The organism is Caldimonas mangrovi (genome assembly GCF_023721835.1).
Taxonomy (GTDB): Bacteria; Pseudomonadota; Gammaproteobacteria; order Burkholderiales; family Burkholderiaceae_C; genus Caldimonas; species Caldimonas mangrovi.
Window position 1 is genome coordinate 79,931 of the sequence record NZ_JAMKFE010000004.1, and the last position, 13,546, is coordinate 93,476.

Here is a 13,546-nt window from a genome sequence, read left to right on the forward strand (position 1 = left end):
CATGGAGTCCACGCCCGGTTCCGCCAGCCGCGCGACCCAGCCTGCGCCGCTCGCCGGCCCGGCCACCGCGCCCGCTCAACTCGCCAAGGCCGCGCTGCGCCGGCTGGCCCAGGAGCGTCTGGAACCGACGCCCGAGAACTATCGCCGCGCCTACCGCGCCGAGGCGGGCGAGCCGCCCGATGGCGACGCGCCGCTGCCGGCCGCCGCCCAGCGCCTGCTCGAGCGGCTGGGCGGCGGCCAGGTCGGCGCCGCGGCGCCGGGCCTGCTCGAAGCCATCCAGCAAGGTCGTTGGGAGCAGGCCGACCGCCTGCTGGCGGGTGCTGCCGACGGCGACGCTGCCGCCGCGCAGGCACAAGCCTGGGCTGCGTTGATCGGCCGGCTGGTCAAGGGCATCGAGCGTGGCGGCCGCCAGTGGACCAGCGGCCGCAAGAAAGACAGCCTCCAGCGTGTGCTTGCCGGCAGCCGCAGCGACCCGCAACGCTTGCAGCAGCGGTTGACGCAGCTGGCCGCCAGCTGGGACAGCGACACGCTGGCCGACGCCGCCACCCAGGCCGACCCGCTGCTCGCCGACGTGTTGTCCGCCGCCGGGCCCGCCACGGCGCCGGCCGAACTCGGGCCGGTCGCCACCGTCGCCCCCCCGGTGACGTTGTTGCCCGGCATCGACGAACCGCTGCTTGCACCGGCCTGGCAGGCGGTGGTCGGCGACCTGGCCGACGCGATCGAACCCGCGTTACCGGCCGACGACCCCCGGTGTGCCCGGCTCGGTTCGCGCCTGGCCGAACTGCGGCTGCCGCTTGCCACCGATGCCGACGACGACCTGGCCGAAGACTGGCGCGGCTGGGCCGGCGACGCACAGCGTCTGCTGGAACACCGCCAGCACCTGACCGAACAGCTGCGGCTGCTGTGCGAGGAGCTCACCGCCGGCCTGGCCGACCTGTCGGAAGACAGCTCCTGGGTGCAAGGCCAGTGCGAGGCGATGCGCAGCAAGCTGCAGGAAGGGCTGACCGCCCGCACCGTGCGTTCCGTCAGCCACATGCTGCATTCGACGCGCACGCAGCAGCACGAGCTGAAGACCCAGCGCAACCATGCCCGTGACCTGCTCAAGCAGGCGATCAACGCGATGCTGCAGGAGATCGGCGAGCTGGGCGTGCACACCGATCGCTTCCAGGACAACATGGGGCGCTACGCAGTCGCGATCGAGCAGGCCGACTCCCTGGAAAGCCTGGCCGGCATGGTCAAGGAACTGGTCGAGGAGACCAAGTCGGTGCAGCACAAGGTCGGGCAGACGCAGCAGCGCCTGCAGGCCGAGCACGCCGAAGCCGACCACCTGCACGAGCGCGTGCGCGAACTCGAGACCGAGCTGCAGCGGCTGTCGACCGAAGTGTCGACCGATCAGCTCACCGAGATCGCGAACCGGCGCGGCCTGATCCAGGCCTTCGACACCGAGCACGCACGCACGCAGCGCAGCGGCCGCGAGCTGGCCGTGGGCCTGCTCGACATCGACAACTTCAAGAAACTCAACGACACGCTCGGCCACCAGACCGGCGACCAGGCGCTGAAGTTCCTCGCCAACAACGTCAAGCAGGCGTTGCGGCCGATGGACACGGTGGCCCGGTACGGTGGCGAGGAGTTCGTCGTGCTGCTGCCCGAGACCACCACCGACGAAGCCTGCGTCGTGCTGACGCGGCTGCAGCGCACCCTGACCGCGAGCTTCTTCATGCACGAGGAGCAGCAAGTGTTCGTGACGTTCTCGGCCGGCGTCACGCTGTATCGCCCCGGGGAGCGGCTCGAGGAAACTCTCGATCGCGCCGACGAGGCGCTCTACGAGGCCAAGCGCACCGGAAAGAACCGCACCTGCGTCGCGTGAATCACGGTGCGGCCGGGAATGCCACCGTGCTCAGCAGCGCCAGCGCAGGCTGGCGCGAGTCCAGCCGCGTGTGTTGCACGACGATGGGCACGTCGGATTCGATGACGCTGGCATAGTCGGTGTCACGCGGTACCGGCTCCGGGTCTTTCAAGTCGTTGAACCGCAAGTGCAGCGTGCGCCTCGGCTTGACGGCGACGCGGTACGGTCCGGCAGGCGCCCGGTCCTTGAAATACAGCGTGATGCGCACCTGGGCCGGCGTGTCCCCGGTGTTCAACAGGCAGGCGGTTTCGTGGCTTTCGAGGGCCGGGCCGTCGCCGGTGCTGTGCCCGGGGATGTACCCCTCGGCAATGGCCCACACCGTGGCTCCGATGGCGGACATGGCGTTTTTCTCCTGCTGTCGTGGTCGATGCGAAGTTCCCAGCAACTGCGGTGCCCCTCGGCGCTGCTGCGAGAGGAATTGGTTTCATTTGGTTGCATGTAAAAAAATCCCATACGAATAAGATGCGTCCGAATGCAGGCAGGAGACGTCGTATGAGTATTCCCCCGAGCTTTCGCAACTGGCTGATGGCGCAGCCCGGCGGCAGCACCGCCTTTCGCGACTTGGTCCGCTGGACCGGGACCGACGATGCCACCTGTGAACTGGGCGACGCGCTGTCGCAATGGCAGTTGCACTTCGTCGGCCGGGGCGCCAGCCAGGATGTCCGTGAGGCGTTGCGGACGGCTTGGTGGCGTTACATCGAAAGCCGTGCGGCGTCCGCGGCGGCGCCATCGACAGCGAAGCGCCTGCTGCGTTCGATCGAGCGGGGATTTGCGCAATGGGCCGAGCCGGCCGTCGCGTGGGTCAGAGAGCCCCGCGCAGGCGATGCTTTGCGCCGAGCGCCGGTCAAGCCGTCGGCGCGCCTGGAAGCGCGCCGGTCTTCCTCCTGATGGTCAAGCCCGTTCACGTATGTGTGCGCTTACAACCATGATGTATTTGGGGTAAACCCTGCTGCTATCGTTCGCGGCCTGACAGGTTTCGCGAGCGAGGGCATACATGCGGGGATTGCGACGCATCAAACGGTGGCTGGCGCGTGTCGGCTACGACGAACGCAACTGGCTGCGCGTTCGCCAGATCGATTCTTTCAACGGGTTCCTGCAGTCGCGTGGCCCCATCGGTGACGTGCTGGAGATCTCCCCTGGATGGAACCGGACATGGAAGCAGCTGCCCGCGGCCAGCTACACGACGGTCGACTACCCTGGATTCGACATCTGCCGCGACGTGCTGCCACGGCGTTTCGACATCGTCATTGCTGACCAGGTGCTGGAACACGTGCCGGCTCCGGTGCGGGCGGTGCGCAACGTGCGCGAAATGCTGGCGCCCGGCGGCCACGCGCTGATCGCGACGCCGTTCCTGTTCCGCGTGCATGCGCGCCCGCACGACTATCACCGCTGGACCGAGGCAGGGCTGCGTCAACTGTTGCTCGACGGCGGTTTCGGCGACAACGAGGTCAGCGTGCACAGCTGGGGCAACCGTGCGTGCGTACGGGCGCACGCAGGCGGGCCGGTGCGTGACTACGGCTTCTACCGCGACATGCGCAACGAGCCGGAATATCCGGTGATGGTGTGGGCGTTCGCGCGACGTGGGTGAGAGCGAAGGGCTGGCGGAGGCGGTGAGATTCGAACTCACGGAAGGGTTGCCCCTTCGCTGGTTTTCAAGACCAGTGCCTTAAACCACTCGGCCACACCTCCAGCACTCAACTCTTCGATGGCGGCGCTGGTTTTGGTCTGCGTTCACATCGCTTGCGCGATATGAACTCCGCCCAACGCCTCTGCCTCCATATGGAGGCGTTGACCAAGACCCGTGCCTTGAACCACTCGGGCACGCCTCCGGTCGAAGAGCGCCGATTCTACTCGGGCGACCCCGTCACCCGGGCTTCCGGGCTTGCTCGCAGGGCACCTGGATGATCTCGCGCCGCCCGCCGTCGACGCGTGCCGCGGTGAGCTGTCCGCCCCACACGCAGCCGGTGTCGAGCGCGAGCAGGTCGGGCCGGTTGACGAGCCCGAGTGTCGACCAGTGCCCGAACGCGATCGGCACGCCCTCGGTCTTGCGGCCCGGCACCTCGAACCAGGGCAGGTAGCCGGTGGGCGCCTGCTCGGCGGACTCTTTCGCGGCGAACTCCATGTGTCCGTCGACGCTGCAAAAACGCAACCGCGTCAGCGTGTTGACGGCATTGCGCAGGCGGTCGTGGCCCTGCAGCGCATCGGTCCAGCGGGCCGGCTCGTTGCCGTACATCACGCGCAGGAACTCGCCGGCCTGCGCGCCCCGCAGCTCGGCCTCGACTTCGCCCGCGAGCTTCAGCGTCAGCGCGGCGTCCCACTGCGGCGCCACGCCGGCGTGCACCATCAGCCAGCCGTGCTCCTGCAGCGCCAGGCGCTGGTGCCGCAGCCACTGCAGCATGTCGTCGCGGTCGGGGGCGTCCAGGATGTCCTGCACGGTGTCGCCGCGGCGCACCGGGCTGGCGCCGTGCGCCATCGCGAGCAGGTGCAGGTCGTGGTTGCCGAGCAGGCAGGCGGCGGCGTCTCCGCAACGCTGCAAGGTGTGCAGCACGTCCTTCGAGCGCGGCCCCCGGTTGACCAGGTCGCCCAGCAGATAGAGCCGGTCGCGCGAAGGGCTGAAATCGAGGGTCGCGAGCAAGCGCTCCAGTGCATCGCAGCAGCCCTGCAAATCGCCGATGAGGTAGATCATCATGCGATTCTGCTACGCTGCCCGGGTTTTGGCCCTTTACCGGAGTTCTCTTCTTCGGCCGCGGATGGACGCTGCGTTACTGATTTTTCTCATCCTGCTCAACGGCCTGTTCGCCATGTCCGAGATGGCGCTGACGGCGGCACGCAAGATACGCCTGCAGGTGATGGTCGAGAGCGGCGAGTCGGGTGCGCAGGCCGCCATGGACCTGCACGAGAACCCGACGAAATTCCTGTCGGTGGTGCAGATCGGCATCACCTCGATCGGCGTGCTCAACGGCATCGTCGGCGAAGGCGCATTCGCCGAGCCGCTGGCCGTGTGGTTGAGTCAGGCGTCACGGCTGTCCGAGGCGGCTTCCGGCATTGCGGCCACCGCGCTTGTCGTCGTCAGCATCACCTTCCTGACCATCATCTTCGGCGAACTGGTGCCCAAGCGGCTGGGGCAGATGTACCCCGAAACCGTCGCGCGCATCGTTGCGCAGCCGATGAACTGGCTGTCGTATGCGGTCAAGCCTTTCGTCGTGGTGCTGACGGCGGCGACCCACGCCGTGCTGCGCCTGCTCGGCATCAAGGACATGCCGGTGCGCATGGTGACCGAGGAAGAGATCGCCGCCAGCCTGGAGGAAGGGCTCGACGCCGGCGTGATCGAGGCGCACGAGCACCAGATGGTGCGCAATGTGTTCCGGCTCGACGAACGGCAGATCACCTCGATGATGATCCCGCGCGGCGACATCGCCTGGCTCGACGCGTCCGAGCCGGCGCCGGCGGCGCTGGCCGTGATCGCCGAGACGGAGCACTCGCGCTACCCGGTGTGCCGCGGGGGCCTGGACGACGTGATCGGCGTGATCACCGCGCGACAGCTGCTGCAGCAGCTGTCGCAGGGCCGCAGCCTGCAGCTCACCGAAGGGCTGCAATCTCCGGTCTTCGTGCCCGAGACGCTGACCGGGATGGAGCTGCTCGAGAGCTTTCGTGCGTCCGACATGCAGATGGTGTTCGTCGTCGACGAATACGGCGAGATCCAGGGGATGATCACGCTGCAGGACGTGCTGGAGGCCATTACCGGCGAATTCACGACCGCCGCGCCCGAGGATGCCTGGATGGTGCGCCGCGAAGACGGCTCGTGGCTGATCGACGGCCTGATCCCGGTCCACGAGCTGAAGGACCGCCTGCTGCTGAAGACGCTGCCCGAGGAAGATCGCGGCCGCTACAACACGCTGGCAGGCATGGTGATGCTGCTGCTGGGACACCTGCCGAAAACGGCCGACGCGGTCGAGTGGGAAGGGTGGCGCTTCGAGGTCGTCGACCTCGACGGCAAACGGGTCGACAAGCTGCTCGCGACGCCCGCGCCGCCGCCGGTCGAAGAGCCGACCGCGTAGAGCCGCAGCGCTATGCGGCCGAGCCGTCGGCCGGCCGCGGACGGCGGGCGAAACCCACGCTGCGGCTGTCGAGGGCGACCGACTTGACCATGGCCCACGCGGGCTGTCCCACCGCGAGCCCGAGCCGGTCACAGGATTCCCGCGTGACCAGCGCGCGCACGACGGTCGAGCCGAGGCCGATCGCGACATCAACGTACGGTCCTTCGCGGGGCGTCATCGAAACCACCGCGCCGTGCAGCCGGTTGCTGAGGCTCAGGTCGGTGGGCGTCGAAAGCGAAAGCGCGACGTCGCGTGCCCGCAGGCGCGCACGCACGGACGTGCCCTCGGGCAGGTCGACCAGCGGCACACGCAGTTCGCCGTCGGCAAACGCGAGCGTCGAGAGCTGATAGTGCACGTCGTGCCGCGCCACACGGCAATCGATCACGACGCCTGCTTCGAAACGCCCGATCAGCGGCGCATGTTCGGGCTCGGACATCACTTCGGTGAGTTCACCGCAGGCGACGGTGCGGCCTTCGCTGACGATCACGAGGTGCTGGGCCAGCCGCGTGATCTCGTCGACCGAGTGGCTGACGTACAGCGCCGGCAGATGGAACTCGTGGCACAGCCGTTCGATGTAGGGCAGCACTTCGGTCTTGCGCGGTGCATCGAGCGCCGCCAGCGGTTCGTCCATCAGCAGCAGCGTCGGCTGACGCAGCAGCGCGCGGCCGAGCGCCACGCGCTGGCGCTCGCCACCAGAAAGCGCATGCGGGCGGCGGTGCAGCAAGGGGGCGATGCCGAGCACCTCGACGACCGCATCGAACCCGATGGCTGCCGTGCGCCCGCTGCGCTTCAGTCCATAGCGCAGGTTGCCTGCCACGCTGAGGTGCGGGAACAGCCGCGCATCCTGGAACACATAGCCGATACCGCGCTGCTCCATCGGGATGTCGACACGTGCGGCGGCGTCGAAGAAAACGCGCTGCTCGACACGAATTCGGCCTTCGTCGGGCCGCAGCAACCCGGCCACGGCGTTGATCAGGCTGGTCTTGCCGGAGCCGCTGCGGCCGAAGACCGCGGTAATGCCCTGCGAGGGCACACTCACCTGTACCTGCAGCAGCAAGGGCCCGAGCCGGCGGCGAAAATCGAGTTCGATCATGTGCGCCCCAGCCAGCGGCGCGTGCGGCGTTCCAGCAGCCCCGAGGTCACCAGTGCGCCGAGCGCCAGCACCATCGACAACGCGACCAGCCGCAGCGCGAGCGCGTCGCCGTCCGGAGTCTGGGTGGCGGTGTAGATCGCGAGCGGTAGGGTGCGCGTCTCGCCTTCGATGTTGGACGCAAAGGTGATCGTCGCGCCGAATTCGCCGAGGCTGGCGGCAAACGCCATCATGCAGCCCGACAGGATGCCCGGCAGCATCAGCGGCAGCGTGACGGTCGCGAACGCATCCCAACGGCTCGCGCCCAGTGTGCGGGCTGCCACTTCGAGCCCGCGGTCCACCGCTTCGAGCGACAGCCGGATGGCGCGCACCATGAGCGGAAACGACATCACGGCGGCGGCCACCACCGCGCCTTGCAGGGTGAAGATCAGCTGCACGTCGAGGTGTTCCTTCAGCCAGCGCCCGAGCGGTGCCCGGGTGCCCAACGTGATCAACAGCAGGTAGCCGACCACCACCGGTGGCAGCACCAGCGGCGCATGGACCAGCGCCTCCAGCAGGGCCTTGCCGGGCACGGCCGTGCGCGACAGCAGCCAGGCGACACCGACGGCCGGCGGCAGGCTCAACAGGGTGGCCCAGAGCGCCACCTGCAGGCTCAGGCCCAGCGCTTCCCATTCGAGGGCGCTCAGCATGGGCGGCGCGGCGCTGACGCCGGGGAGGGCGCGGAGCCGGCGTACGGATCGATGTGACAGGGCATGGCGGAGGTTTCGGTTGGCGCCCCGAAGTCTATCCAGCCTGGGTGCCCCGCGGGAACAGGGCTTGCCGGCCCTCGTTGCAGGGCCTGGTTGCCCGCGGCAGGCCTGCGCCGCGGCATCCGACGCACGGGAGGAGCTTGCATGCGATTGTCGATCCGTTCGAGGCTGGCGCTTGGGCTGGCGCCGGCGCTGGCGGCGCTTGCCGTCGTCGGCGTGGTGGCGCTCGGCAGCCTCGAGGCCGTCGACGCCGACGGGCGATCGGTCACGCACACGGTCGAGGTGCTGCAGCGCCTGGAGCGGACGGCCACCGGGCTCGCGGAAGCCGAGAGCACCAATCGAGGTTTTCGGCTGACCGAGGATGTGGACTTCCTGGAGCGCTACGAGGCGGCTGCCGGGCGCCTGTACCAGGATCTGGCCGCGCTGCGCAACCTGACGCGAGACAACCCGCAGCAGCAGGCCACGCTGGCCGAACTCGAGCCCTTGATCTCGCGCAGGCTGCAGGCGCTGGAGTCACTGATCGACCACCGCCGCCGCGACGGCCCGTCCACCGAACACAGCGCGCAGTTGCTGGGAAGCAGCAAGCGCTACGCGCAGCGCAGCCGCGAACTGCTCGCCGAGCTGCAGAAGACGGAGCGCGGCCTGCTGGAGCAGCGCCGCGAGCAGGCGCGCCGAACGGGCCAGGCGACGGAAACGCTCATCACCGGGGTCTCGCTGCTGACCTTTTTTGTCGTGCTGATGGGCTTCGTGTTGACGGCGCGCAGCATCTTGCGCCCGTTGGAGCAGCTCAAGCTCGGCGCCCAGCGTGTCGGTGCCGGCGACTATCGCCACCGCGTGCCGAAAGACGCCAGCGAGTTCGGCCAGGTGGCGGAAGTGTTCAACCGGATGACCGAGCAGGTGCAGGAGCGCGAGCTGAAACTCTCCGACGAAGATTGGATCAAGACCAGCCTGGCCCGCTTTCCGCCGATCTACCAGGCAAACCGGCGGCTGGAGCCGTTCTGCCGCGAGGTGCTGTCCGAGTTGGCCCGGTGCATCCAGATGCCGCATGCGGTGCTGTACCGCCGTGCACGGTCCGAGGGCGTCGACAGCCTGGTGCGCTGCGGCAGCTTCGCGGCAGACCGGGCGCCCGAGCGCGTCGCCCTCGGCGAGGGGGCCGTCGGGCAAGCGGCACTGGAGGCCCGTACGCTGCGGTTGTGCCCGCTGCCACGGGGGCACGTGCGCGTCGCATCGGCGCTGGGCGAGTCGGTGCCGAGTGAAATCCTGGTGCTGCCCGCCTCGTTCGAGGGCGAGGTCCGCGCAGTGCTCGAACTGGCGTTCCTGCAGCCGCCGAATGCGCGGGAGTGTGAGTTCCTGGAGCGGCTGATGGGCAGCCTGGCGGTGGCCTTGAACGGCGTCGAGGCACGGCAGGAACTCGAGTCCGCACTGGAAGAATCACGCCGGCTGGCGATGGACCTGCAGCGCAAGCAGGACGAGCTGTCGCAGAGCTACGAAGAACTGGAGACACAGGCCGAGCAGCTGCGGCAGTCGGGGCAGCTGTTGCGCGAGCAGCAGGACGAATTGCGACAGGCCAACGACGAGTACGAACAGGTCAACGCCGAGCTGCGTCAGACCGGCACGGTGCTGGAGGAGCGCACGCGCCAACTGGAAGCGGCATCGGCCTACAAGTCGGAGTTTCTCGCCAACATGTCGCACGAGTTGCGCACGCCGCTCAACAGCCTGCTGATCCTGTCGCAGCTGCTGGCCGAGAATCGCGAGCGAACCTTGACCGACAAGCAGGTGCAGTACGCGCGCACGATACACGATGCCGGCCAAGACCTGCTGGCGCTGATCAGCGACATCCTCGACCTGGCGAAGATCGAGTCGGGCACCGTCGAGATCGAGTGGGAAGACATGCCGTTGGGTGAGCTGATGCGCTCGGCCGACAGCAGTTTCCGGGCGATGGCCGACGCCAAGGGGCTCGGCTTCGAGCTGCGCACCGGCCCTGGCCTGCCGGAGCATCTGCACGCCGACACGCGGCGCCTGTGGCAGATCGTCAAGAACCTGTTGTCCAACGCCTTCAAGTTCACTGAGCGCGGCCGCGTCGTGCTGTCGATCGACGCCGCCGCGGCACCGCGTGGTCTGCAGGACGCGTCAGAGCGCGCATGGCTGTCGATTGCCGTCTCGGACACGGGCGTCGGTATCCCGCCGGAGCAGCAGGCGCGCATCTTCGAGTCGTTCCATCAAGGTGACCGCGGCACTGCGCGCAAGTTCGGCGGCACCGGGCTGGGTCTGGCGATCAGTCAGCGGCTGGCGCAATTGATGGGGGGGGTGATCGAGGTCACGAGCAGGCCGGGCGAGGGCAGCACCTTCACGCTGTATCTGCCGCAACAGGTGCAGCCGGCGCAAGCGTTGGCGCCGCGGCCGGCAACGGCGGCCGCCGTGCCTGCAGCACCCGCGCCGGCGCTGGCACCGGCACCCGTCGCGGCTTCGGCGCGCAGTGTGGTGGTCGCGCACCGCGACGGCACCGTGGTCCACCACGTGACGACAACGGCACGCCCGCGCGGCTTCGACGTCGTGGCGGTGTCCGAGCTCGGCAAGATCGCGCCGTTGTGCCAGCGTCTGAACCCGATGCTCGTCGTGCTCGAGGCCGCGATGGAGGACGACCAGGGCTGGGTGGCGCTGGGCCTGCTGAAGCAGAACCCTGCGACGCGTCATGTGCCGGTGCTGCTGGTCTGCGAGCACGGCGCGCGCGAACGCGCGCTGCGGCTGGGTGCGGCTTCCACGATGCCGAGCAGCGGGCTGACGCCGCAGGCGATCGAGGAGGTGCTGGGCTCGCACCTGGAACGGCTGGCGCGGCCTTTCCGCCGGCTGCTCGTGGTCGAGGACGACGATGCACAGCGTGCGGCGATCCTGGACCTGATCGGCAACGGCGACGTCAAGGCCACCGGCGTCGGCTCCGGCCACGCGGCCCTCGACGAGATGGCCGGGACCGTGTACGACAGCGTCGTCGTCGATCTCGGCCTGCCCGACATGGAAGGAGCCGAATTGCTGCGGGCGATGCACGAGCGCTTCGGCGCACGCTGCCCGCCGGTGGTGGTCTATACCGCCCGCGACCTGACGCGTGCCGAGGAGGCGGGGTTGAAGGCGGTGTCCGATGCGATCATCGTCAAGGGGGCCAGTTCGCCGGAACGGCTGCTCAGCGAGACGGCGCTGCTCTTGAACCGCCAGCAGTCGCGCCTGCCGGAGCGCAAGCAGCGCATGATCGAACGCGGCCATGAGGAAGACCCGGTGCTCGGCGGGCGCCGGGTGCTGGTGGTCGACGACGACGTGCGCAACATTTTTGCGATCACCGCGGCGCTGGAAGCTTATGGCGTGCACGTGCTGCATGCCGACAGCGGAGCGGCCGCGCTGGATACCGCGGGACGGGAAGCCGATCTCGACGCCGTGCTGATGGATGTGATGATGCCGGAGATGGACGGCTTCGAGGCGATGCGCCGCCTGCGCAGGATGCCGGGCTACCAGGGCACGCCGGTGATCGCCATCACCGCGAAGGCAATGCCCGGCGACCGGCAGCGCTGCCTGGACGCCGGGGCATCCGACTACCTGACGAAACCGGTCGACATGGACCGCCTGCGCGCGATGCTGCGGGTGTGGCTGACCACGGCGGCAGCGCGATGACGCAGGAATACATGAGCTCGCTCGACGAGACGCGCGCGGAACTTTCGGCGCTGCTCGAACTGGTCTATGAGCGCACCGGCGAGGACTTCCGTCAGTACAAGCATCCGTCAATGCTGCGACGGGTGCTGCGATGCGTCGAGGCCGAGAACGCAGGCTCGCTGCACGGGCTGCTCGACTGTGCACGCCGCGATGCGGACTGCCTGCTGCGCCTGCGTGCGGCGCTCACGCTGCACGTCACGTCGATGTTCCGCGACCCGGCCTTCTTCCGGCTGATCAAGGAGCGGGTGCTGCCGTCGCTGCAGACCTACCCGTATCCGCGCCTGTGGATCGCCGGCTGCTCGACCGGGCAGGAGTTGTACTCCTACCTGATCCTGCTCGACGAGGCGGGGCTCGGCGATCGCTGTGCGCTGTACGGCACCGATCTGAGCGACGGCGTGCTCGATTTCGCACGTGCAGGCACGCTCGATGCCTCCCTGCTGGAGGACTACGAAGCGGGCTACCGGCTCGCGGGGGGGCAGCGCAGCCTGCGGGAGTACTTTGAGATCGAGGGTCGATACATGAGGTTGCGGCCCGGGTTGTTGAGCACAGCCAGCTTCGCGGTACACAACCTCGTGACGGACGCCTCGTTCAACGAGTTCCACCTGATTTCCTGTCGCAACGTGCTCATGTACCTCGACGAAGCAGCGCAGCGTCGTGCGCTGGAAGTCATCCACGACAGCCTGGTGCCGCTCGGCTTTCTGGGGCTGGGCAACAGCGAGTCGCTGATGCAGGCGCTTCACCGGCCGGACTACGAGCGTCTGGATCCGGCCGAACCGCTCTACCGGCGGGTGCGTTGAAGGCGCGGCGACCATGGACGACCGCCATACCGTGAGCCTGCTGCTCGTCGACGACGAACCAGCCAACCTGATCGCGCTCGAGGCGGTCCTCGAGCCGCTGGGCGAGCGCCTGGTGCGCGCCGAGTCGGGCCACGAGGCGCTCAAGCGCGTGCTGGACGACGACTTCGCGGTGATCCTGCTCGACGTGCGCATGCCCGACATGAGCGGGATCGAGACCGCGACGTTGATCCGCTCGCGCCGCCGCTCGCAGACCACGCCGATCATCTTCCTGACCGGGCTCGAGAAGAGCACCGAGATGATGTTCGAGGGCTATTCCGCCGGGGCGGTCGACTATCTGACCAAGCCGGTCGTGCCGGCCATCCTGCGCGCCAAGGTCGAGGTTTTCATCGAGCTGGAGCGTGCGCGCTCGCGGTTGAAGGACGAGGTGCAGGAGCGCGAGCGGGCGGCCGCCGAGCTGTCGGCCGTGAACGCACTGCTGGCGCGGCGCAACGAGGAGCTGGCCTTGGCGAACGCCGAACTCGACGCCTTCTGCGCGGCAGTGTCGCACGACCTGCGTGCGCCGCTTGCGCACGTCGAGGGTTTCGTCGAGTTGCTGCAGGCATCGGCCGGTGGCCAGTTGCAGCCGAAGGAAACCGGGTACCTCACTGCCATGCGCACCGAGACGGTGCGCATGCGGGAGCTGATCGGCGACTTCCTGCGCTTCGCGCGGCTCGGCGCGGCCGAGCCTCAGTTCACCCGGGTCGACATGACGAAGCTGGCACGCGAGACGATGGACGAGCTGGCGGGGCGACGCCCGGAGGGCTCGGTGCGATGGCAGATCGACGAACTGCCGCCGGTCGAGGGTGACGAACGCTTGCTGCGGCAGGTGTGGGTCAACCTGCTGTCCAACGCGCTGAAATATTCGCAGACACGGCAGCCGGCGCGCATACACGTCGAGGGTGCGTCGCAGGGCGACGAACTCGTTTATGCAGTACGGGACAACGGGGTCGGCTTCGATCCCCAGCGTGCCGAACGGCTGTTCAATGCCTTCTTTCGCATGCACTCGGCCTCGGAGTTCGAAGGCGTCGGCATCGGTCTCGCTTCCGTGAAACGCATCGTGCAGCGCCATCGCGGTCGCGTGTGGGCCCAAGCGAAGCCGGGCGAGGGCGCCACCTTTCACTTCGCGCTGCCACGCTCGGCCCCGGCCCCGTCGTCGTGACGGGAGCGCGCAA

The 13,546-nt window shown here is 68.5% G+C and carries 11 protein-coding genes and 1 tRNA gene; 7 read left to right on the plus strand and 5 right to left on the minus strand.

The window, feature by feature from the left end; translation table 11 throughout:
* Window position 1: 1 nt before the first annotated feature.
* On the plus strand, window positions 2–1,867 hold the full coding sequence (locus M8A51_RS07785; protein WP_251777643.1) for a GGDEF domain-containing protein: 1,866 nt from the start codon (window positions 2–4) through the stop codon (window positions 1,865–1,867).
* A 1-nt stretch (window position 1,868) separates the two neighbouring features.
* Here the strand turns inward: M8A51_RS07785 and M8A51_RS07790 are convergent, their stop codons facing one another.
* Window positions 1,869–2,246 carry a sensory rhodopsin transducer gene (locus M8A51_RS07790; protein ID WP_251777644.1) on the minus strand — a complete coding sequence of 126 codons (378 nt, stop codon included), beginning with the start codon at window positions 2,244–2,246 and terminating at the stop codon, window positions 1,869–1,871.
* Between the two features lie 152 nt (window positions 2,247–2,398).
* On the opposite strand from M8A51_RS07790, the gene M8A51_RS07795 reads away from it, so the two are divergent.
* Together M8A51_RS07795 and M8A51_RS07800 are read left to right on the plus strand one after the other, a co-directional pair.
* Window positions 2,399–2,794, plus strand: a complete 396-nt coding sequence (locus tag M8A51_RS07795) for a hypothetical protein (protein WP_251777645.1) — start codon at window positions 2,399–2,401, stop codon at window positions 2,792–2,794.
* 106 nt (window positions 2,795–2,900) lie between these two features.
* On the plus strand, window positions 2,901–3,494 hold the full coding sequence (locus M8A51_RS07800; protein ID WP_251777646.1) for a class I SAM-dependent methyltransferase: 594 nt from the start codon (window positions 2,901–2,903) through the stop codon (window positions 3,492–3,494).
* 11 nt (window positions 3,495–3,505) lie between these two features.
* Here M8A51_RS07800 and M8A51_RS07805 read toward each other — a convergent pair.
* Window positions 3,506–3,595: transfer RNA gene (locus M8A51_RS07805), tRNA-Ser, on the minus strand.
* 175 nt (window positions 3,596–3,770) lie between these two features.
* Window positions 3,771–4,592 carry a symmetrical bis(5'-nucleosyl)-tetraphosphatase gene (locus M8A51_RS07810; RefSeq protein ID WP_251777967.1) on the minus strand — a complete coding sequence of 274 codons (822 nt, stop codon included), beginning with the start codon at window positions 4,590–4,592 and terminating at the stop codon, window positions 3,771–3,773.
* Window positions 4,593–4,656: 64 nt separating this feature from the next.
* Here M8A51_RS07810 and M8A51_RS07815 point away from each other — a divergent pair, with 64 nt between their 5' ends.
* Window positions 4,657–5,964, plus strand: a complete 1,308-nt coding sequence (locus tag M8A51_RS07815; RefSeq protein WP_251777647.1) for a hemolysin family protein — start codon at window positions 4,657–4,659, stop codon at window positions 5,962–5,964.
* A 10-nt stretch (window positions 5,965–5,974) separates the two neighbouring features.
* Here M8A51_RS07815 and modC read toward each other — a convergent pair whose 3' ends face one another.
* Complete coding sequence (gene modC / locus M8A51_RS07820; RefSeq protein ID WP_251777648.1) at window positions 5,975–7,096, minus strand: molybdenum ABC transporter ATP-binding protein; 1,122 nt, start codon at window positions 7,094–7,096, stop codon at window positions 5,975–5,977.
* On the minus strand, window positions 7,093–7,782 hold the full coding sequence (gene modB, locus M8A51_RS07825) for a molybdate ABC transporter permease subunit (protein ID WP_251777649.1): 690 nt from the start codon (window positions 7,780–7,782) through the stop codon (window positions 7,093–7,095). Before modB ends, modC begins: the two co-directional genes overlap by 4 nt.
* Window positions 7,783–7,986: 204 nt before the next feature.
* On the opposite strand from modB, the gene M8A51_RS07830 reads away from it, so the two are divergent.
* Genes M8A51_RS07830 through M8A51_RS07840 form a run of 3 tightly spaced genes read left to right on the plus strand, consistent with a single transcriptional unit; the run spans window position 7,987 to window position 13,533 of the window.
* Window positions 7,987–11,499 carry a response regulator gene (locus M8A51_RS07830; protein ID WP_251777650.1) on the plus strand — a complete coding sequence of 1,171 codons (3,513 nt, stop codon included), beginning with the start codon at window positions 7,987–7,989 and terminating at the stop codon, window positions 11,497–11,499.
* Complete coding sequence (locus M8A51_RS07835) at window positions 11,472–12,335, plus strand: CheR family methyltransferase (RefSeq protein ID WP_251777651.1); 864 nt, start codon at window positions 11,472–11,474, stop codon at window positions 12,333–12,335. Before M8A51_RS07830 ends, M8A51_RS07835 begins: the two co-directional genes overlap by 28 nt.
* Window positions 12,336–12,348: 13 nt before the next feature.
* Complete coding sequence (locus M8A51_RS07840) at window positions 12,349–13,533, plus strand: sensor histidine kinase (protein WP_251777652.1); 1,185 nt, start codon at window positions 12,349–12,351, stop codon at window positions 13,531–13,533.
* Window positions 13,534–13,546: the final 13 nt, after the last annotated feature.